General features: G+C 38.2%; 14 protein-coding genes and 1 pseudogene. 13 read left to right on the top strand and 2 right to left on the bottom strand.

Going from position 1 to position 22,098, the window contains the following annotated elements; translation table 11 throughout:
* Positions 1-101: 101 nt before the first annotated feature.
* Together CHI06_RS15450 and CHI06_RS15455 are read left to right on the top strand one after the other, a co-directional pair.
* Positions 102-4,280 carry a S8 family serine peptidase gene (locus tag CHI06_RS15450; protein ID WP_095249525.1) on the top strand — a complete coding sequence of 1,393 codons (4,179 nt, stop codon included), beginning with the start codon at positions 102-104 and terminating at the stop codon, positions 4,278-4,280.
* 125 nt (positions 4,281-4,405) lie between these two features.
* A pseudogene (locus CHI06_RS15455) lies at positions 4,406-4,743 on the top strand (SRPBCC domain-containing protein); the annotation flags it as partial.
* Between the two features lie 151 nt (positions 4,744-4,894).
* On the opposite strand, the gene CHI06_RS15460 reads toward CHI06_RS15455, so the two are convergent.
* Positions 4,895-6,355 carry a S8 family peptidase gene (locus CHI06_RS15460; RefSeq protein WP_095249526.1) on the bottom strand — a complete coding sequence of 487 codons (1,461 nt, stop codon included), beginning with the start codon at positions 6,353-6,355 and terminating at the stop codon, positions 4,895-4,897.
* Positions 6,356-6,880: 525 nt separating this feature from the next.
* Between CHI06_RS15460 and CHI06_RS15465 the strand changes: the two genes are divergently transcribed.
* Positions 6,881-7,162, top strand: a complete 282-nt coding sequence (locus tag CHI06_RS15465; protein ID WP_095249527.1) for a hypothetical protein — start codon at positions 6,881-6,883, stop codon at positions 7,160-7,162.
* A 291-nt stretch (positions 7,163-7,453) separates the two neighbouring features.
* Positions 7,454-8,536, top strand: coding sequence for a 5'-nucleotidase C-terminal domain-containing protein (locus CHI06_RS15470; RefSeq protein ID WP_257009318.1), 1,083 nt, complete (start codon positions 7,454-7,456; stop codon positions 8,534-8,536).
* Between the two features lie 192 nt (positions 8,537-8,728).
* On the opposite strand, the gene CHI06_RS29395 is transcribed toward CHI06_RS15470, so the two are convergent.
* Entirely contained in the window at positions 8,729-8,986 is a 258-nt protein-coding gene (locus CHI06_RS29395; RefSeq protein ID WP_142300966.1) for an aspartyl-phosphate phosphatase Spo0E family protein, read from the bottom strand.
* A 462-nt stretch (positions 8,987-9,448) separates the two neighbouring features.
* On the opposite strand from CHI06_RS29395, the gene CHI06_RS15480 reads away from it, so the two are divergent.
* From CHI06_RS15480 to CHI06_RS15520, 9 genes are all read left to right on the top strand, one after another.
* Complete coding sequence (locus CHI06_RS15480) at positions 9,449-11,017, top strand: spore germination protein (RefSeq protein WP_095249529.1); 1,569 nt, start codon at positions 9,449-9,451, stop codon at positions 11,015-11,017.
* A 3-nt stretch (positions 11,018-11,020) separates the two neighbouring features.
* The gene (locus CHI06_RS15485) at positions 11,021-12,127 is read left to right on the top strand and encodes a GerAB/ArcD/ProY family transporter (RefSeq protein WP_095249530.1); all 1,107 of its coding nucleotides are present in this window, start codon (positions 11,021-11,023) and stop codon (positions 12,125-12,127) included.
* Complete coding sequence (locus CHI06_RS15490) at positions 12,120-13,313, top strand: Ger(x)C family spore germination protein (RefSeq protein WP_095249531.1); 1,194 nt, start codon at positions 12,120-12,122, stop codon at positions 13,311-13,313. Before CHI06_RS15485 ends, CHI06_RS15490 begins: the two co-directional genes overlap by 8 nt.
* Before the next feature lie 557 nt (positions 13,314-13,870).
* Positions 13,871-14,752, top strand: a complete 882-nt coding sequence (locus tag CHI06_RS15495; protein WP_095249532.1) for a DUF6282 family protein — start codon at positions 13,871-13,873, stop codon at positions 14,750-14,752.
* A 15-nt stretch (positions 14,753-14,767) separates the two neighbouring features.
* Positions 14,768-16,171: an FAD-binding oxidoreductase gene (locus CHI06_RS15500; protein ID WP_095249533.1), complete on the top strand. Its 1,404-nt coding sequence runs from the start codon at positions 14,768-14,770 to the stop codon at positions 16,169-16,171.
* 1 nt (position 16,172) lies between these two features.
* Entirely contained in the window at positions 16,173-17,522 is a 1,350-nt protein-coding gene (locus CHI06_RS15505; RefSeq protein ID WP_095249534.1) for a (Fe-S)-binding protein, read from the top strand.
* Between the two features lie 41 nt (positions 17,523-17,563).
* Positions 17,564-18,406, top strand: coding sequence for a nitrilase-related carbon-nitrogen hydrolase (locus tag CHI06_RS15510; RefSeq protein WP_179292641.1), 843 nt, complete (start codon positions 17,564-17,566; stop codon positions 18,404-18,406).
* Between the two features lie 140 nt (positions 18,407-18,546).
* Positions 18,547-20,655, top strand: a complete 2,109-nt coding sequence (locus CHI06_RS15515; RefSeq protein WP_095249536.1) for a PAS domain S-box protein — start codon at positions 18,547-18,549, stop codon at positions 20,653-20,655.
* Positions 20,652-22,019 carry a sigma-54-dependent transcriptional regulator gene (locus CHI06_RS15520; RefSeq protein ID WP_095249537.1) on the top strand — a complete coding sequence of 456 codons (1,368 nt, stop codon included), beginning with the start codon at positions 20,652-20,654 and terminating at the stop codon, positions 22,017-22,019. Before CHI06_RS15515 ends, CHI06_RS15520 begins: the two co-directional genes overlap by 4 nt.
* The last annotated feature ends 79 nt before the right edge of the window (positions 22,020-22,098 follow it).

Here is a 22,098-nt window from a genome sequence, read left to right on the forward strand (position 1 = left end):
ATTATAAATACATAAGTAATTTGTTATGGAAAAACAATTTAAACATCGTTTCGTTATTCATCAGCACTTACATATGTAATAAAGTGACCTGGAGGAAAAAAATGAGAAAAAAATCGTACAAAAGTAGAATTGTCAAAAGCTTAGCTGTTGCTACTATATCATCTAGCTTTATTTTAGGTTCTATTGGACAAGTACCAATTACTACGAAAGCGGTTAGTTATTCGAATTCTGAAAATTTGCTTGCTAATTTAACATCTGAACAAAGAGCGGCTCTTCATCAACTTTCTACGACTGAGACATCTGGGCTCCAAATTTCATCGGATATTGACTTACAGTCTACCAAACAAACATCTGTTATTGTGGAATTTGCCAATAAGCCTGCTAAAGTGGCCAAAATAAAGGCAAGTGCAGAAGGTCAATCATTATCAGAAGCGGAAGCAGCAGGTTTAGTACAAAAAGATCATGAAACCTTTAATCAGGATTTAGGACAAATTTTAACCGACGAAAACAGTAAAGCGGTAGATTATAAGATTCACCATTCCTATAAACATGCATTTAACGGTGTATCGATGAGCCTTCCAGCTAACCAAATTAATAATCTATTAAAATCAAAAGCAGTAAAATCAGTTTGGAGCAACGAAACATTTTCAATCGACCCGCCTGCCGCAGATAGCGAGCAATTAAAAGCGGATGAAGCAAATGTGGCGAATTATGCGCCTTATGATGGACTAGATCGTCTGCATGCAGAAGGCTTTACTGGTAAAGGAATTAAAGTAGGGATACTCGATACAGGAATGGATTACAACCACCCTGATTTAAAGGATGCCTATAAAGGCGGATTTGATTTTGTCGATGATGATAATGATCCAATGGAAACAACCTATGCCGATTGGAAAAAATCAGGTAAACCAGAAATAAGTAGTGGTCGTGCCTACTATACAGAGCATGGTACACATGTTGCGGGTATTATCGGAGGCCGAGGTGTAGCGGATAGTGAATATAAAACATTAGGTGCAGCACCAGAAGCTGATCTTTTTGCTTATCGTGTTCTTGGTTCTTATGGATCGGGTTCAAGTGATGACATTATTGCCGGAATCGATCGCGCTGTGAATGACGGTATGGATGTCATTAATATGTCATTAGGCAATTCTTTAAATGACCCACTTTACGCGACTTCGATTGCTGTAAACAATGCCGTTTTAAGTGGGGTAACCACCGTAGTTGCAGCGGGGAATAGTGGAGATAAAATGTATACGCTAGGTTCACCAGGAGCTTCGGCATTGGCACTAACGGTTGGTGCATCCACAGTTGCCATTGATATCTATCAATTTGCTGGCGTACAGAATGGGGTTAATTATTCATTAAGACAGCTAGCAAGAAACTATAAGGATGATTTAACGCAATTAAAAGGAAACACCTATCAGCTGGTTGATGTTGGACTAGGTAGACCTGCTGATTTTAATGGGAAGATTGTAGATAAAAAAATCGCTCTCATTAAACGGGGTTCGAATTCCTTAATAGAAAAAATTAAAAATGCAAAAGCAAAAGGTGCCATTGGGGTACTTATATATAATGATGAAATAAATAGGGCAGAAGGTCCCATCCAAGCATTTGTAGGCGAGTTAGTCGATGCGGTTCCTTCATTCACTGTCACAAACGCGGAAGGACTAGCTATCTTAGCAGCCGTAAAAGCGGGTAAAACAGATATTACTTTTGGCGATTATACGAAGGTAAAAACGTCTGGCAATGAATTAGCAGCTTTCAGTTCAAGAGGGCCTTCACGTGTAAACTATGATATTAAACCTGAGGTAGTAGCACCTGGAGCTTCTATTCTATCCACTGTTCCATTTTATATAAATGATAAAACAGTCGATGGGTCTAAACCAGAGGACTATAAATATGGCTATTCACGTTTATCCGGTACGTCGATGGCAACACCTTATGTGGCAGGTGTATCAGCGTTACTATTACAAACGAACGACAATCTTGAACCAGCTGACATTAAATCTATTTTAATGAATACAGCTGATCCGCTATCAAAAGATTATAGTGTATTCGAAATCGGTAGTGGTCAAGTGGATGCCTATGAAGCCATTCATTCGAATGTTGAGATCCAAGTAGACGATCGAACATCTACTCTTAATCATAGAAATGAACAAACAATAAGAGAATTAACGGGTGGATTTAGCTTTGGAACGATTGGGTTTGATGACCAGGATATTTCAGAGGGTAGAAATATTATCTTAAAAAACCGAAGTGAAAAAGCAAAAACATTTAATGTCAATGTGAAATTCCAAACTGGAATACAAGGCTCTAAAGATGCAGCTTTAAATAATGTCACATTGGATGCCCCAACTTCAGTTAATATAGAAGGAAATAGCCAGCATGTAATCAAATTTAATCTGTCTATTCCAAAGACAGCTGAAAAAGGAACATATGAGGGATATATCGTTTTTACAAATAATGAAGATCCAACGGAAACCTACCAAATCCCATTTGGTGGTCGAGTAGTAAATGAAGGAATAGATGCATTTAAGATTTCTAATCCTATGTTTTCGGCTGATACCGCTTGGCCGGAACAAGCAATGCCTTACATGCCATTCCAATTCTCTTTAAAGTCACATATGAAGACTATAGATGTAGTATTACAAGATGGAACAACCGGTGAAGATCTTGGTATATTAGGATCTTACAATGGGCATTTATTGCCTGAAAACCAACTATTAACTAATACTAGTGGATTTAATGGGTCTTACTATCCGTTCACAGGTGATGCGAAAAATCCGGTAAGCAGTCAATTTGTCATTGCCAAAACGGGTCATTACAAATTAAAAATGGTTGGTACGAATAATCAAGGGAAAACATTCTCTAAAGAAGCTTCTTTCATCTACGAGGTTGGAGCACCAACGATGACTTCTACCTTTGATTCGTTAGATCAAAAGGTTATTGAATATAATTTAAGTCAGCTTGATTCAAATGGACAATTTTTATATGACTTTAACATTAATTTGAAGGATCCTGAAACGGAAGAGGCAAGCCGCTTAGGTATTCCTGTTGATCAATCAAACAATTCAGTTGTTTCCTTTTACAATGGACCATGGCCATATGAGCCAATCTATACTGATAAAAATGGAGATTACAAGGATCAAATCCTTGTTAAACAGCAAGCGGCACCTTTAAAAGTTCAGTTCTATGGAATGGATGCTGCGAGAAACTTTACTGCAGATGCTACGGCAATGCTACGGGTAGCATTTGTTACTGATACTAGACCATATTATTATTTAAAAGCAAATAAACAATCTATTTCGACTGGAGATACAGTCAATTATTCGATACGTTCGAATAATATTAAAAACTTAAAAACTGCCAAGATGACGATTCCAGTCATCAAGGACAATGGTGACTTAGCTACCATAAAAAATGTCGTTGTAAGCGATGCAGTGAAGCAATATGGTAATGCAGAAGTAATAGTAACAACCACATCAGATACATTAAATACGTATTATACGATTACATTTAACTACTTAGGAACTAAGGCTTTACCAGAAGATATGCAGTTAGTAAATTTCGACTTACAAACATCTAACATTTATTCGAAAGGTACTCCTGTCAATTGGTATGATATGGAGATGAAAGGAACGACCATTGATCAATTAAATGTACAAACAAATAATGTTTATACTTATATGGAGACTTTTAAACTGAAACCAACCTACTCAAGGTTATGGGGTTCATTACAATTTGAGGGCATGCTTAATCCTTTAACAGGCGGGCGAAACAACGCATTAGACCACAGAACCATTGGTGCAAAAGTTACAGTTACGTCTTATGATGGAAAAACAGTTGTTGATGCTCCTTTGATAAACAAATCTGGTAGTTACGTTGCTGGTGGAATGAAAGCTGATATAAATCCTTATACAGTGACTCTTGATGTACCAGGTCATTTTACGATTTCTAAGTCTTTAGTGTTATCGTATGACGTTCGAGGTGAAATAATTGGAAGGGACATGAGTTATTTATTATCTCCAGCTAAAGCAGGAGATGTTAATAAAGATCATGTCATTGATGTATTAGATGCAATCGAACTTCAAAAAAATTGGGGTAAAAATACATCAGGGTCCGACTTGAACTTCGACGGCACTGTTGATAAAAAGGATATGGACTATGTCATTAAAAACTATGGATTACAAAATGACTCCGTTCCAGATGCCCCTAAAGCGAAAGATACTTACAAGGGTATAACGTTGGATATGGTGTTAAGTCAGTTAGGTTTAAAATAACGTAATTAGCTATGGTGTCGCGTATAAGGACAATGGTGTCCGGTACCGACAAAGGACAAAATTCATACCAAGAGGACAGGGGTTTTGAGACTCTCTGTCCTTTTTTGTTCCCATAGCTAAGTTTGTTGGCAAAATGGAACTCAGCTTCAGATGACTGGCACACACCAATTGCTGAGAATGATTTAAGAGCAGGAGGGAAATTCCATTCAAGAATGGAAGCCAAAGATGGCAGTTTTGGTTTCGATTTTGGTGGAATTATGATGAAGTGAAATTACATGAGGTTATTGCGCATACACTGGGTGATGGAAGAAAAGTTAATATCACTTTTAATGGTCAAGATAACGTAACCGAAGTAATTGGAACTTTTGATGCTGAAACTAAGAATTCAATTGAGTTACAACAACAAGGATGGCAGGCGATTCTAGATAATTTCAAAAAATATTCAGAGCAAACAACCATTTAATAAAGGCACCAAAATAAATTAGTGGCGTGTGTCTGGGGGACCATGGGGACGGTTCTTTTGGTCCAATCCCAATTGGACCATGAGAACCGTCCCCATGGCGCCCATGGCGTTAAAAAACCACTGAGATTAAACTCAGTGGTTCTTCAAATTACTACTTAGAAGTATCCTTTGACAAGAAGTTATAAATATTTGCTTCGCCTGACCCATATAGTGGATCTACTCCAACTTTTCCAAAATCAATGGCACTTTGTCTGATGGCAGCTGCTACTTGTGCAGGAGTATACTCAGGGTGAGCGGCTTTAATGACTCCAGCAACTCCAGCTACTTTCGGTGCTGCCATGGAAGTACCATGCAAATATGAGTAACCATGCCATTGTCCGTCGCTAAATTGCGTTGTAGCATTTCCCCCTACTGGATAACTAGGATAAGTAGATAATGTACGATACGTAAAATCACGTTTATTTAAATAGTTTCCTGTCGGATCTTGACGGTAAAGACTGTCGTACAATGGGCCATTATCACCTCCAGGAGCAGCAACATCAATGGCATTCCCGTAATTGGAGTAGAATGCGATTCCATCTGTTGACCACTCATTAGATGAAGACACGGTAATCACTCCAGGAATTTGTGCTGGAACTACACGAGAAGGACCCTTAATATCTAATCCATAAGTAGCTTTCCAATAAGCTTGCATATCATGTAAATTGTTCAGGTCTTTTGAGTCGTTACCAGAAGATACGACCACTGTAACTCCTTTTTGAATTGCGTATTGAATGGCACGGTGATAGGCAACCATTGAAGCGGAATCACCTTTCTCTTCTAGGTTATGAGCCATCCAGCGCCAGCCGCCAATGGACATATTTATAACTTCAACGCCATCGTTTGCTGCGGCTACAATGGCATTGGTAATCCATGATTGCTGTGCTCCTCCAGTTGCTCCAAAAACACGGTAAGCTCTGACAGTTAAATCCGGACCAACACCCTTTACCTTTCCATTAGCTGCTATCGATCCAGCAACATGTGTGCCGTGGCCATTTTGGTCCCAAGCATCTGTAGTTCCCGGTACAAAGGTTTTAGAGCCTTTCAAATCAGCATTATCCTTCAAGTCCGGATGGCTAAAGTCAATACCAGTATCAATTACCGCAACAACTGTATCTTCATCTCCGTCATTTAATTTATAAGATTCCCCATTATTAGTAAGACGCTGCATGTCCCATTGTTTATCCCAATAGCTGACTGAGTTTGCATCTAAAGTAACTTTCACTCCATTTGGAGTTCCTGGGGTAAAATTAACTTTGGTATCGGGATCTGTTTCTAAGTATGCTTCAAGTTCTCTGCCTGCTGATTGTACGTTTGCATCTTTTATTACATTTGTAAGGAAAGTAGGATTATTGGATGCTACTTCTACGATGCCAATTTCTTCTATGATTCGTTCTACTTTCCCGCCTGATTTTTCAATTCTCTCAGAGAAATTAGATGGCAGTTTCCCCTTATAGGCTACAACATAATGTTCCAGCTCTGGTGAAGCCTTTGCTTTGTTCGGTTGGACCCCAACAAGTAGTGAAAATGATAGAGCAGAACAAATAGATAGTACAGCTAGTTTCTTCTTCATTTAAATTCCTCCCATTATATGTAGTATTACGTGATACACGTAGAATTAAATTTTATTACAAGCTCTTAAATATATTTGTCGAAGTATATATTGTAATGGAATGAATATTCCGACAAAAAATATCGTTTCCTGTAAATACCGGTGCTGTCACTTCTCGAACCATACTCCTTTGTTTCACCATTTTTTAAAAGAAATACAAACTTCCATTTAAAGCTACTGCCAGAATTTCTTCTAAAACCATCACTCGAAATATAAAAAAACAGTCTAAAGGGACTATCCAGACTACGAGGCGCCATTCCTAGTTGAAAAAGTGAGTAAAAATCCGAAAATAGTAGTTTATATCAGTGTAAATGTGGGTAATTAAAAAGGAGATTAGAAACTTCCCTAACTCGCAGCTCTAATCTAGTATTTAATAGGTAGGTGTAATAGAGTGTTGGAATTTTTCAAGATTGTAACCATTGAACTATTTTTTAGAAAATAGGGAACATTTTTAATTCTAAATCGTTTTATATGTACAGGATAATTTTGGGAGGTAATGAAAAAGATGTAGCAAGGTTTAATTTTGATCATTTTTTGATGTTAATGGCTGCATGTTCTTCTGAAGATGTTTCTCAGAGAAAGGTAGATACTACCGATGAATTATCTCCAGAAACGATGACCTTAGAACCAACCCAATTGATAACTGAAAATGAAATGATGGAGAGCAATCAAGATATTCAACTGATAAACGGTGAAAATAATAGCAATGTTGAAACGCAATGTTTACTTTCTTCTCAGTCGGTAAAGGAAAGGGAAAATGAAATCTAAACCCTATCAAAGGAACCTACGGAACCCCAAGTGGAGGAAAAGGAAGAAACACCTGCCGAGGATTCTATTATGATATATTAATATGAAGCAGGAAGAAAAGTTTCAGGATTGGAAAATGTTGCAGTGAATCAGTATGAATCGTAATGAAAAGGAAACAAATGAATTTGATGTTTATTTTCCATCATTGGTTATTGAAGAAAGATTAAAAAAATGATTAATTACGCATCCTTATTTAGGATGCTTTTCTTTGTGTGCCAGGCATGGCAACTATCTAGGTGGTGAAAGTCCACTGTGGGGGTACACATCGACCAACCACTAAAAACACCAACCATGATTGTCCGAAAAGGAAATGAAACACTTGAAATCCGTGATGAGGCAGAAGCCATTAATCAGTATACGGATATTCTTAAAAAACAAGGAATTGAAGCGATTGTCGTTCTAGCGCATAATCCTACACTTCAAACAGGTAAGGCAGATATATTTGATGCATCTGAGATGGCAGAAAAAGTAGATGATGAAGTAGACGTCATTTTTGCAGCTCATAATCACGTATATGTTGATAAGGAAGTAGATAATAAATTAATCGTTCAAGCTTATTCTTATGGCTCCGCATTTTCAGATGTTGATTTAGAGCTGGATGCAGTAACAGGCGAAATCGTTAAAAAGGAAGCTGAAGTCGTAACTGTATACCAAAAAGACTATACACCAGATCCTACCGTTTCTGCGATTATGAAGAAATATGAAGATTTAATTGCTCCAATTAAAGCAGAGATCGTTGGAGATTCGATGGCAACTTTACCAAAAGGTTATCCCTCTACAGATACATTCGGTGATTTTGCACTGGGAAACTTAATAGCTGACGGAATGAAAGCTTCAATGAATGCTGACTTTGCCATGATGAACGGTGGTGGAGTTCGAGCACAACTTGATGCTGGTGAAGTTACGTTTGGCGACTTATTTGCCATTCAACCATTTGGAAATGTACTAAATAAAGTATTACTTAGTGGTGCAGATATCGAGACCGTATTAAATAATCAAATTACTGATAAAGGTCTTGATTTCCATATTGCTGGATTTAAATATACGTGGGATTCTGCCACGAACAAAGTGGTAGATATCGTATTACCAAATGGTAATAAAATCGATCCAAACCAAGAATACTCCGTTGTTGTGAACAACTATATGTACAGAAATCTCAAATATGGTATTGGTGCACTTTCAACGAATCTAGAAGTAGGTCCAGAAGACCTACAAGCAACAGTAGATTATGTTAAAACACTTCCAAAACCTTTCAGTTACGAAGTTGAGGGACGAATTCAAAAAGAGAGTGACCATGGGGACGGTTCTTTTGGTCCAATCTCAATTGAACCATGAGAACCGTCCCTGTGGAAACCCTTAATAAGTATAAAGCCACTTCATAATGAAGTGGCTTTAATTCAGTTATTATCTAACACGGTTATCTAGTAGGATCGCTTTACCATAGTCATGTTTCATTGATCATCACAGATACCGTTATTTAAAAAACGGTATCCAAATTAAGTTAATAATAAAATATCACTAATGCCACTAAATAAAAAAATACCTGTACGGAATCGTTAAAATCTTATGTACCTGTATTTTAAGTATAAAGAAAAAGTCAAGATCATTATTTAGGGGTTTAGAATATTTATCGTTCAATAATAACCTATTATAATCATTAAGCAGTTTGTCTAGTTCTTGGCTGCAATGGATGGTTTCTTCATTTTGAAGTCCTTTTGTCATTCCTAAATTAATCATTTCGTTTTTTTTCACTTTTATAGCAGCTTCACATTGTTCTAGTCTCATTGCAGAATACACCTCGTCAAATTTCAGTAAACTGATTCTAATAGAGTTGGATTGAATTATAGCATCTTTTAACATATATGGAATAGATTCGATAAAACAAGATAAAAGGAGACAAAAATAGACGAGGCTAGTAGGTTTTCGACAAAAGGGCCAGTTTATTCTGGTTTCCACTCAATTCCAAAATCAACTAAATTAATCAAACACCCTTGACTTACAGACAAGGGTGTAATTTTTATCTATTAGAAGCTTAGAGAGAGGAGGATAAAAAAGAAGCCCCCCCACGAAACACAACAGATTTTCTATACAAGATTTGAGGAGAATATCTAAAAATACGATTATTCTTTGACAGAGCATTTTTACTTTATAAATGCGTTTTTTTGCATAGTTAACAGTATTTATCACAAACTAAAAAAAATTCGTGTTAAAAATTGGTTACTTTGCGTTTTAGAGGGGATGCATGTGATGTTTCGCTTTTTAAAAAAAAGAATCCTGCAACAGATGAAGCACGAAGTAAATAAAAAGAAGCAAAATCACGAAAATCCAAATCAAATCTTTCCTACGCTTATGGAAAATATTGAACAAATTAAAAGGCTGCTGCATTCTCCCAATGATCTTATCATTCGAATCGTTACAATCGGAAATTCCAATCATCGTTGTGCGATTGTTTATATTGATGGCTTAGTTGAAAAGGATATTGTAAATACGCAAATTCTTAATAATATTCAGCTTGGTATGGCGCAAGCAAATAAAGAAATTCCAGCCAATGAGAAGGAATTGTTAATCGAACTGGAGAATGAGATCCTCTCAATAGGTGAGCTGAAAAAAGTTCAAACTCTCGATGCTGTGATGTTAGCTGTTCTTTCGGGAGAAACCGCCATTTTTGTAGAGGGAACAACGGATGTATTACTGATTGGTACGAAGGGTTGGGCAAGCAGAGGAATTGAAGAGCCAGTTTCAGAAGCATTAGTGCGTGGACCAAGAGAAGGGTTTACTGAAGATGTGCGGACAAATACAGTACTTATACGAAGACATATTCGAGATCCGAATCTTCGTTTTGAAAACTTTCAAGTTGGAAGGCGTTCGAAAAAAGATCTTTTCCTTGTCTATATCGATGGTATTGTTCATCCTGAAATTGTAAAGGAAGTTAAAAAGAGATTGGATTCAATCGATATGGATGATGCACCAGAGTCTGGGTTCATTGAACAATGGATTGAAGACAGTTTTATGTCTCCTTTTCCTCAGGTTCTTCATACGGAAAGGCCAGATAAAGCTTGTGCCTCGATTTTAGAAGGAAAAGTCGTAATTCTCTTAGATGGAACACCTTTTGTTTTAATCGCACCAGTGACGTTTGTAGCTTTAATTCAATCCCCAGAGGATTATTATGAACGCTGGATGATCGGTTCCCTCGTTAGAATCTTAAGATATATTGGAGCTTTTATTTCCTTGTTTCTTCCAGCACTTTATATATCTCTTGTTTCCTTTCATCAGGGAATGATTCCGTCAAAACTGGCATTTTCCATCGCTGCTTCACGTGAAGGTGTGCCTTTTCCGGCAGTGGTGGAGGCATTCATGATGGAAGTTACGTTGGAGTTGTTAAGAGAAGCAGGACTACGCTTACCAAAGCCAATTGGTCAGACGATTGGTATTGTAGGCGGTTTGGTTATTGGTGAATCTGCAGTTCAAGCCGGTATTGTCAGTCCTGTCATGGTAATAGTCGTTTCTGTTACTGCGATTGCTTCTTTTGCGGTTCCTTCCTATAGTGCGGGAATTGCATTTCGGATGCTTCGCTTTGTGACAATGCTTACGGCAAGTATTTTCGGTCTTTATGGCATTATTTTAACGTATATTATGATCAATGTTCATTTGGCGAGGCTTAAAAGCTTCGGGTTGCCATATACAGCTCCATTTTCACCAAACTTTAAACATGATTTAAAGGATTTGGTTATCCGGGCCCCTCTTACCATGTTATCGAGAAGACCTCAATTTATGCAAACTGAAGATGATAATAGGATGGATACAAAGGAGGAGTAGTTCATGAAATCCTTTGAATATGGTGACGAGGAAATTGGAAATAAGGAAGTCACATTCCTGGTCGCTAATTATGTGATTGGATTTGGGATTCTTACTCTTCCACGTGCCATTGTAGATATCACAAAATCAATAGATGGCTGGATATCCATTTGTCTTGGTGCATTCGTTGCACTTTTTTTTACCGGAGTGGTTGCACGATTAATTACAAGATTCCCTAAGAAAAACCTTTTTGACATTTCGAAGTCCATTTTTAATAAGCCAGTTGCAATGGGTATCACCTTTTTATTTGCCTTCTATATGATGCTCTTTGTTAGTTATGAAATGAGGGGGGTCGCGAGCATTGCCAAACTATATTTGTTTGATGTCACTCCTGTCGAAGTCATTTGTTTAGTTTTTCTGTTAGTGGTTGTTTATGGAGTAGCAGGTCCAAGCACTGGATTATTACGATTAAATATTATGTTTATACCTATCATCCTGTTTATTATATTAATCTTAATCGTTTTTAATATCACATTTATCAAAATGGAAAATATCAAGCCTTTTTTTATTACGGGGTGGTTAGACGTCATTAAGGCTTCAAAGGAAACCGTATTCTCTTTCTTAGGCTTTGAGATTTTATTATTTTATAATGTGCATAATAACCAACCGAAAAAGACTTTGAAAGCTTCACTAATTGGAATGACAATAGCCTTTCTTTTATATCTGATTGTGTTTTTGGTTGCCATTGGTGTGTTTGGCGTCGAAGTAACGAATAATCTCAATTTTCCAACGGCAGAATTAGCAAAACAAGTGGAAATACCAGGTGGATTTTTTGGAAGATTTGAATCGATATTTTTCACGATATGGGTTATGACATTATTTAGCACAGCTGCCATGGCATTTGATGTCGCTCTTTTGGCACTTTGTGCAATCTTTAAAAGGATAAAGAGAATGACGTTCATCTTTGTCTTAACACCCATCATTTATATAATCGCGATGACACCTCAAAATTTTAATGAATTTTCAACATTTGGATTATATATCAGTTATTTAGGTATCGTGTTCAGTATGATTATTCCTTCTCTATTGCTCATTTTCGCAAAAATAAGCGGGGTGAAGGGGAATGTATAAAGGTTTATTATATGTCAGTTTATGTTTGCTTCTAACTGGATGCTGGGATCAAGTGGAGAGTGAAGAACGTGGATATGTGATAGGAGTGGGTATCGATCCTTCAGATCATGACAATTTAGAGGATCGAGATGAGGCAGAGGTGACCGAGGATTCCATTGGTAAAGAGAGATTTAAGGTGACATTTCAATTTGTGGTTCCAAGTGCTTTACAAGGGGGGGGAGATCCCAGTCAATTGCAAGAACCGTTTCTTAATACTGCAGCCAGTGGTAATACAATGTTTCAAATTGTCCGTGATATGTCGAAAAAAATTGCACGGTCCCCTTATTTCCAGCATATTAAGATGATCATTATCTCAGACGAGGTAGCGAAAAAGGGTTATTTTGCTGAGGTATTAGATATTTTCTTGCGAGATCATGAAATGCGGCGGTCAACAAAATTGATGATTTCCAAGGATACAACCAAGGATATTTTAGAATCAAAGACAAGAGTAGAGAGATTACCTGTTATGTATATTGATTCGATAACAGAAAATGCTTACAAAAATGGTGAGATATTACCTCCTATGAATATTGGTAGGGTACATAAATCCTTACTTGGAACAAACAGCTTCCTCATCCCTTTCATAAAGTCGAATGGTCAAAAAGTAGATCTGTCTGGTTCTGCTATTTTTAAAGGAGATAGTAAAAAAATGATTGGAACTCTAAATGGAAGGGAAACAATGGGAGTCAATTTTATTACAGGTGAACTAAAAGGAGGGGTTATTGAAGTCATTATTGATGGTCAATTGGTCGTATTTGAAATTAGTGATGCAAAAAGAAAAATACATGCGAATGTCACCAATAAAGATCAAATAGACTTTACGATTGATGTTGTGGTTGAAGGTAATTTGGGTGAGGAATTTGGAGATTATCATATATTTGAACCTAAAACGGTTGCTAAATTGGAAGAAAAAGTGGCAAAAGAAATTGAGAAAATAACAGCAGGAATGATTGAAAAAACGCAAAAGGAATATAATGCCGATGTTTTAGGATTAGGCTCCTATTTACATCAAGAACACTATGATAGTTGGAAAACCATTAAAAATGATTGGGAGAGTGGTTCACATTATTTTTCAAAAAGTAACATACGCGTTAATGCCAAGATCATTGTACGTAGTATCGGGACGATCATGGAAACCCAAAAATAAAGGAGGTAAACCATGTGGGACTTTATAATAGGAAGACTTCCTTCGAAGTTCATCCTCATAAATGCAGTTTTCTCTTTGTTAATCCCACTAGGAATTTATAAGTTAAATAAAGTGCTCCATAAATTTGGTGATCCCCCATGGAAAAATAATCAAAATCCTAAATAAAATTCTAAGGTCTGTGTTGAGGAAGTAGTATAGACATTAACATGCGTCCATAAAGGGACGAGGATATGAGTAGGTTGCTGAGGCAGCCTTTTTCTCTTGTGTGTTGAAAAAAATGACTGGAATTGTTGATCTGTTCATACATAATTACCCCTAATCACTAAGCAAGTAAATGATACTCACCTATTTTGACGCACAAGTATCATAACTATCAATATTCATCATGTTATACAAAGAAAAATAGTGTAAAAAAAACTTGCGCTTTTGGTTTGGTTTTTTTACACGAAATCTCCTTAACCTTCTTTATCCCTTGAAACGTCCCCTTTTAAAAGAGTTGGCATGAAAATTGCTTACTAATCTTATAAGAAAGTGAATTTATTTAAGGAGTGACGAATATGAATCATGAATTTCATCCATTGCTTAAAGGGGCCATTGAATTGCATGTTCATAGTTCACCTAGTTTGTTTCCACGGAAGCAAACAGATTGGGAACTTGTCGAGGATGTGAAAAAGTCACAAATGGCGGGTGTTGTCTTAAAAGCCCATGAAGCGCAAACGGTCGACCGGGCAAGTCTTATTCGTGAGAAGGAACCGGGGTTACATGTATACGGAGGATTAGTATGTAATTACTTTACCGGTGGCCTATCCGCCACTGCAGTTGATGCCGCGATCCGGTTAGGGGCGAAAATCATTTGGATGCCTACATTTTCGGCTGAGGAGCACCAGCGATATTTTGGCAAGAAAAAAACGAAATTTTTCAATAGTAAACGTGCCATGACCCATCCAGCTGCTGGAATTGAAATATGGGATGAAGACAAAAACCTCCTTCCAGAGGTTTATGAAATATTAGAGTTAATTGCTGAGGCGAACATTGTTTTGGCCACAGGGCATTTGGCGGCAGAAGAAGTTCTTGTTTTAGTAGAAGCAGCGAAAGAAAGAAAGGTAGAGAAAATATTAATCCAACATACCGATTTAGGCATTGCAAGGGTACCTTTTGAATTAGAAAAACAGTTAGTAAAACAAGGCTGTATTCTGGAAAAATGTTATTTAGCCTGCAGCGAAGATTTTGATGATATCACAGCCCAGGAAATGGCGGAGAGTATTAAGCTGCTAGGTGCCGAGTCCTGTGTAATGGTGACTGATTATGGACAGCGCCATAATGTGCCGCCTATTAAAGCGTTAAGCAATTTTATTGAGGAGATGTTAGCAAACGGCATTTCAGAAGAAGAAATTACCACAATGGTCAATTACAATCCTAAAAAACTGTTAGGGATTTAGAAAGGAAGTAAAGGAATGGAAGCTGTTATAGTAAAAGAAATCGAGCAAATTGTCTCTGCCAATCGGATGATGACTGGGCTGGAAGATCTTTATTCTTATAGCTATGATGCTTCTTTTGGTGAGTATTTACCTGAACTAGCTGTTCAACCTGAAAACGCTTACGAGATTAGTCAAATTATGAAGTTAGCAAACAAGTATCGGATTCCCGTCTATCCAAGAGGTTCGGCTACCTCATTAAGTGGAGGTCCACTGCCTGTTGAGGGCGGAATTGTCTTAGATATGACGAGGATGAATAAAAAACTCATTATTGACCGTGAAAACTTGTTGGCCATTGTATCTCCAGGGGTTACGACCGGTGAAATTCATCGAAAAGCAGAAGAAGTGGGGCTGTTTTATCCTCCTGACCCAAGCAGTTCAAAGATATCTACGATTGGCGGGAATTTATTAGAGAATTCAAGCGGGCCAAAAGGGCTTAAATATGGGACCACGAAAGAATATGTCATTGGCTTAGAAGTGGTCACGCCAGAAGGGGAAATTGTTCGAACTGGCGGGAAAACAGTTAAAAATGTAACCGGGTATGATTTAACAAGATTAATTGTTGGCTCGGAAGGAACGCTCGGGATCGTAACCGAAGCGACATTGAGGTTAATCCCAAAACCAATTGCACAAAAAACCTTATTGGCAACCTTTAGTAGATTAGTTGATTCCGGGTATGCGATCACGAAAATTTTATCTTCTGGTATTTTACCTGCTGCAATGGAATTGATGGATAATCCTTGTATTCGGGCAGTGGAGAACTTTAGTCCATGTGGTCTTCCGATTGATGCTGAAGCACTCATTATCATTGAAGTAGACGGACATCCTTTGGCGATCCAGGAAGAAATTGAAAAATGTGAGGAGATCTGCTGGCAAGCGGGGGCAACCAGTGTTAGAACCGCCAAAACAGACCAGGAGCGGGAAGACATTTGGAAGGCACGCCGCATGGTGTCTCCGGCCATTACGCAAATGGGACCGACGAAAATCTCAGAGGATGCTACCGTGCCCCGCAGCCAAATTCCGGCGATGATGGAGAAATTGAGTCATATCCGCAAAAAATATGATCTTAATTTAGTTGTTTTTGGTCATGCAGGTGATGGAAATTTGCATCCTAATATTATTACGGATAAACGAAATATTGAAGAAATGAAACGAGTTGAGAATGCGGTCAGTGAGATTTTTGAAGCTGCTGTATCACTCGGTGGAACCCTTTCAGGTGAGCACGGAATTGGGATCCTAAAAGCCCCATACATGGAAATGGAATTAGGGGAGGCGGGCCTTGGGTTAATGAAGAAGGTAAAAGAGGCATGGGATCCTCTCAATATATTAAATCCGGGAAAAATATTTCCGAAAGCAGGGCAAACAAAGGTGGTGCTCGTATAGTATGAATGCTCCATTGAAGAAAACCGAGCCTTGTCCCTCCCCTCAGCCGCCTTCTCTCGTCCCAAAGAAGGGCAATCGATTATACGAATTAGCCTATGAAGCTACCAATCAGTGTATCCAGTGCGGATATTGTTTGCCTGCCTGTCCAACCTATGAATCCATGGGAAAGGAATCGGCATCGCCAAGAGGGAGAATTAATCTAGTAAAAATGGCGGCGGAAGGAAAGATCGATATTTCCAAGCACTTGGCTGAACCGATTGACCTTTGCTTAGGATGCCGCGCGTGTGAAACCGCTTGTCCTGTAAGTGTTCCATATGGGCATATTTTAGAATCAGCAAAACAGGTCATTGCAGAAGAGCAAACGAACCAGAATGATAAGTTGAAAAAATTAATTTTAAAACAGGTTTTCCCTTATCCAAAGCGGATGAGATTAATCGGAAATTTAACGTGGTTTTATCAAAAATCCGGTCTCAGAACCATGGTGAAGAAAACAAAGCTTCTTCACAAAATTTCAGAACCGATGGCAACATTTGAATCTGTGCTGCCAGAGATCGAGTCCCCAGCAAAACGGATCAAACTAGGTACGATTATTCCTGCTAAGGGTAAAACAAAAGCAAGAGTTGCTTTTTTTACAGGCTGTATATCGGACGCATTACTGAATCGAACCAACCGGTTAACGATTGAGCTGTTAACATTGGTTGGCTGCGAAGTGATTATTCCAAAATCGCAAAATTGTTGTGGTGCCCTGCATGCTCACCAAGGAATGATGGAACATGCCAAGGAGCTTGCGAAACAAAATATTGCTGCTTTTGAGGAAACAGAATCCGCCTATTATATTAACAATGCAGGCGGGTGCGGGGCTCTTCTGAAAGAATATGACCACCTTCTAGAAAAAGAGGAAGAATGGGCGGAACGGGCAAAGAAATTTAGCTTTGCCTCCAAAGACATTAGTGAAGTCCTCGTTGAATTCGGACCGCTCCCGTTTAAGAAAGAATGGGATGGTGTGATTACCTATCAGGATTCCTGTCATTTACGAAATGTGCAAGGGGTACACCGGGAGCCAAGGAAATTACTCCAATCCATACCCGGTGCTTGCTTTGTTGAACTTCCTGGAAGTGACAGCTGCTGTGCTTCAGGAGGAATCTATAATCTTCTCCATTTTGAGGAATCAATGAAAATCCTGGATCAAAAAATGGAAAACGTCGAAAAGACGAATGCCGCGACCGTTGTCACAACGAATCCAGGGTGTTTGCTGCAAATGCGGGTTGGAATCGAAAGGCAGGGATGCAGCGGTCAGGTACAAGGGGTTCATTTAGTCGATGTCTTAGCTGATGCATGTGGAATCTCGTAGGTGACAGGCACCTCCGAAATATGAGCGAAAGGGGAAGATATATGAAACTAGGAATTGCTCAGGTGGCGCCTGTTTTTGGAAACGTGGAGGCAAACGTATCAGAAATGATTGACTTCATGCAATTGAATAAAGAGAAAGCGGATTTGCTTGTTTTTCCTGAGTTATCTTTAACGGGTTACGATCTGAAAGAAGGGCTGTATGATGTAGCTTTAACGTTGGATTCCCGAGAAATTAGGCTCATATGCGAGTCATCAAAAGAGATTGGAATGAATGTCGTTTTCGGATTTGTTGAACAAGGGAAGGGCGACCAAATTTATAATTCCGCGATGATGATCAAAGAGGGTAAGATTTGTTCTGTTCAAAGGAAGATTTATCCTACTAATTACGGTGTTTTTGAAGAGGGGAAATATTTTTCCAGAGGTAAAAAAGTTCAGGTCGAACCAATTGGCTCTTTTACCTCCAGCATGCTCATTTGTAATGATTTATGGCACCCGTCACTGCCACACATTGCAGCCCACCAGCATACTTCACTGCTGATCGGATTAATTAATAGCCCAGATGGCGGTCTTGGCAGTCAGTATTCCAGTTCTAAGGGCTGGGAAACAGTAGGAAAGTTTTATGCAGGAATTTATGGATGCTATGTAGCATTAGTCAATCGTGTAGGGATTGAAAACGACATCACGTTTTATGGAAATTCAAAGGTAATCGATCCATATGGCCGAATTATTGCACAATGTCCATATGGAGAGCCGTCCGTCCAAATCTGTGAAATAGATACTAGCTTAGTGAAAGAAATACGAACGCTGCTCCCTGTTATAAGAGATGAGGATGTCCATGTAACCATGAGGCATTATCAAGAGATTGCAGAGCAGGAATTTGTATAAGACCGATTTTAAACAGCCTTGCCATAGAGTATGGTTCAAAACACCTATACTTTAATGTAAGGCTGTTTTTGTTTCTCTTATTCTACTATAATATCAGATATACGCAAATTTTCTAAAAATTATGTATAGGAGACATGAACTTGAAACAATTATTGCAATCTAGAATAACAAAAAGATATGTACTGGTTACGTTTATAGTTGTATTTGGTTCTTTAGCCTCCATTTATTATGTTACGACGAATGTCTTACATGATTCAGTACACTCAGAAATTAAATATCGAAATCAATTAATGGGAAAAACGATTAGTACCAAGACCAGCTTTTTGCTCGAGAAAATGATCAATGATATCCGCATCATATCCGAGTATGTTTTAAGTGATTCCAACGAAAACACGGTTTTTTATCAGACCGAAATGGACCATGTTGTTTCTAAAAATCCACTGTATTTATTCCTAGAAGTTATCGACGTATCTAGAAATTCCATTGCCACCATCCCAAATGTAAATAATTCAAGTTATGATGAAGTCCATGATATTTTAGACCGGTTAGAATGGAGCAAGACGTTTTATATTACGAATCTCCTAACTCTGGAGGATGGCCGGAAAACAATCGGAATTGCCTATCCTGTTCTTGATGAAAAAGAAAATTATCGAGGCGCCGTATTAGCCTATGTTAACTTAAACGTCCTATCAGATTACCTTTCTCAGGGGAAAATTGGAACGGAAGGGCTTAATGTATTAGTGGATCGCAATGGAACGATCATCGCTCATACACAGGAAAAATATATTGGAGAATCGCTAAAGGAGCATCCGTTAGGTCAAGGTTTAAGTAGATATCGAAGTGGTATTTGGGAAGGGGAATTGTTTCATGAATCACTGCTTACTTCGTACAGGCCGATTACCTTAGGGGGAATGGGTCTGATTATTGGTGAATCCACCGAACAAGCAATGGCACCATCAAAACAGGTTCAGGTTCTCCTATTGAAAGGTTTTTTACTGGTGCTGTTTCTTACCTATTTATTAACCTTGTTCGGAGCTTTTAGAATCATTCATCCTGTAACCAAATTAACGAGACAGGCTAAGGAGTATTCTGAAGGGAAAAGGGATGACTTTGAAAAGCTTCAAACAGGGGACGAGATTGAGAACCTTGCGGACACAATGGCAAACATGGCGATCGAATTAAAAAATAAAGAAAGGCATTTGTTCTATATTTTAGAATCCATCCCCTACGGAATCATCACCATCGATAAAGATGGAAGGATTGTGACGTTTAATAGGGGAGCAGAGGATTTATCAGGATATGCTCGCGAAGAGGTAATGGGCAAATTTATTATCGAGGTTCCCTTTAAAAGGTCTGAAGAAGAATTTCTATCATGGAAAACGATTAAGGAAGGAAGAGAAATTAACGAACAAGAAAGCTATATTTATGATAAAAATGGAAACAAGCGTGATGTCCGTATTTATTCCTCGTTATTTAGTGATGAAAATCAAACGATTATTGGTTCGATTCTTATTATAAGAGACGTAAGTGATATGAAAAAAATGGAGGATTATCTTAAGCAAAGTGAAAAATTGGCTTCATTAGGACAATTAACGGCAGGAATCGCCCATGAAATCAAAAACCCGCTAAGTATCATTCAAGCCGCAGCGGAAGCGATTCTACTAGATGTAAAGGATCCTGTTTATGTTCAAGAAATGAGTGAGGATATTTTAGAAACAACGGATCGCTTAAATCAATTATTAACTGATTTTTTGAGTTTATCAAAAGGGGAATTCGAAGATGAATGGGAACAAGTTGATTTAGCTGCCGTATTGTACGAACTTCTCAATCTATTGAAAAATAAATTTTCTGAGCTCAATATTTCCGTTACAAAAATATTTGACGTTGATGAAGCGTTTGTTTTAGCGAAACAAGGGAAATTAAGTCAAGTGTTCTTAAACGTTATGATTAATAGTCTGCATGCAATGGAAGAGGGAGGAACGTTATCTGTTCGATTAATGGAGACAGATGCAAATTGGCTTGTAGAAATAAAAGATACGGGGATTGGGATACCCGAATCTGAAATTAAGTGGATTTTTAATCCTTTCTATACAACCAAAAAAGAAGGGACGGGATTAGGGTTATCGATTGCCTATGAAATCACCACGCAGTTTGGCGGGGATATTCTAGCTGAATCTGATTTAAGTGGTACAAATTTATCCATTCAGCTGCCTAAACTCATCGAAGAAAGGAGAGCATTTTGGTCATGAAGAACATCTTACTTGTGGACGATGAATCCAAAATTTTAAAAATCTTAAAATCTTCGCTTACGAAACAAGGCTATACCGTCTATACCGCTGCAAACGGTCAGGAGGCACGAAAAAAAATATCAGATCTCCCTGCTAACCTAGTATTTTTAGATATGAAACTGCCTGATGCTTGTGGTTTAGAGCTTTTACAAGAATTTAGCGGGCTTTATCCTAACAAGATTTTTATAATGATGACGGCGTATGGAAATATTGACAACGCCGTAGCGGCAATGAAGGCGGGAGCTTTTGATTATATGGTAAAACCTGTTCGGTTAAACGAAATGCTTGTTACCATTGAAAAAGGATTTGAATGGCTTGGAGTAAAAGAGGAAAATAAGCGATTAAAAGAAAAGCTTCAGCAATCAGAGGTGAATGGGGAATTAGTGGCTAACAGCAGTGCAATGAAAGATATCCTTAGGCTGGTAGAACGGGTTTCCTCTACAGAAGCCAATATCATGATTCAAGGTGAAAGTGGAACGGGAAAAACAAAAATTGCCCAAATGATCCATATGCTTAGCGAGCGAAAACAGTCCCCTTTTATTCCAGTAAATTGTGCAGCGATTCCAGAGCAATTGCTTGAGAGTGAGCTGTTTGGTCATGAAAAGGGTTCTTTTACTGGTGCCGTTTCCAGCAGGAAGGGGAAATTTGAAGCCGCTAACGGAGGCACGATTTTTTTAGATGAAATTGGCGAGATTTCACCTGCTTTCCAGGCGAAGCTTCTCCAAGTCACGCAGGACAAGACGTTTATGAGGGTTGGCGGTGATGTTTTAAGAAAAGTAGATGTTCGGATTATTTGTGCAACCAATCGGGATTTAAAGAAGCTTGTAGAAGAAGGGAAATTTAGAGAAGACTTATATTATCGCTTAAACATTGTAGATATTTATATCCCTTCCTTACGAGAACGACAGGAGGATATTCCCCTGTTAGTGGAAAAATTCTTGGACAAGTATCGGATCAAACATCAAAAAAATTATCAAACAAACAGAGAATTATTGAACCATTTAATGAATTATCAATGGCCAGGAAACGTTCGCGAGCTCGAAAATGCGATCGAAAGGGCCGTCGTTTTATGCCATGGGGATTCCATTACGATTGAGGATTTCACAAGGGAGATCCGCGATATTAAAAATCAAAGTTTTACAGATTTTTTGGATGAAGACACCTATATTCCATTGCCAGATCTCTTGGATGAGATGGAAAAGAAATATATTTTAAAGGCACTTGATGACTCGCTCGGACAACCTTCCAAAGCAGCAAGAAAACTAGGAATCTCTAGACAAAGCCTTTTATATAAAATGAACAAGTATTTCACAGAGGAGCTTTAAATAAGAGGCGGATTCAAAAGTTTATTGCTTTTGAATCCGCTTTCTCTTTGGGAGAGTATTTTGTAAATATTTTTTTACA

The sequence above is a fragment of the Bacillus sp. 7884-1 genome, assembly GCF_002272245.1.
In the GTDB taxonomy this organism is placed as follows: Bacteria; Bacillota; Bacilli; order Bacillales; family Cytobacillaceae; genus Neobacillus.

Excerpts from the sequence above, each read along its gene's own strand:
- CHI06_RS15450 (WP_095249525.1), top strand. The coding sequence starts at position 102 with ATGAGAAAAAAATCGTACAAAAGTAGAATTGTCAAAAGCTTAGCTGTT.
- CHI06_RS15460 (WP_095249526.1), bottom strand. The coding sequence starts at position 6,355 with ATGAAGAAGAAACTAGCTGTACTATCTATTTGTTCTGCTCTATCATTT.
- CHI06_RS29395 (WP_142300966.1), bottom strand. The coding sequence starts at position 8,986 with ATGAGACTAGAACAATGTGAAGCTGCTATAAAAGTGAAAAAAAACGAA.
- CHI06_RS15480 (WP_095249529.1), top strand. The coding sequence starts at position 9,449 with ATGTTTCGCTTTTTAAAAAAAAGAATCCTGCAACAGATGAAGCACGAA.
- CHI06_RS15485 (WP_095249530.1), top strand. The coding sequence starts at position 11,021 with ATGAAATCCTTTGAATATGGTGACGAGGAAATTGGAAATAAGGAAGTC.
- CHI06_RS15490 (WP_095249531.1), top strand. The coding sequence starts at position 12,120 with ATGTATAAAGGTTTATTATATGTCAGTTTATGTTTGCTTCTAACTGGA.
- CHI06_RS15495 (WP_095249532.1), top strand. The coding sequence starts at position 13,871 with ATGAATCATGAATTTCATCCATTGCTTAAAGGGGCCATTGAATTGCAT.
- CHI06_RS15500 (WP_095249533.1), top strand. The coding sequence starts at position 14,768 with ATGGAAGCTGTTATAGTAAAAGAAATCGAGCAAATTGTCTCTGCCAAT.
- CHI06_RS15505 (WP_095249534.1), top strand. The coding sequence starts at position 16,173 with ATGAATGCTCCATTGAAGAAAACCGAGCCTTGTCCCTCCCCTCAGCCG.
- CHI06_RS15510 (WP_179292641.1), top strand. The coding sequence starts at position 17,564 with ATGAAACTAGGAATTGCTCAGGTGGCGCCTGTTTTTGGAAACGTGGAG.
- CHI06_RS15520 (WP_095249537.1), top strand. The coding sequence starts at position 20,652 with ATGAAGAACATCTTACTTGTGGACGATGAATCCAAAATTTTAAAAATC.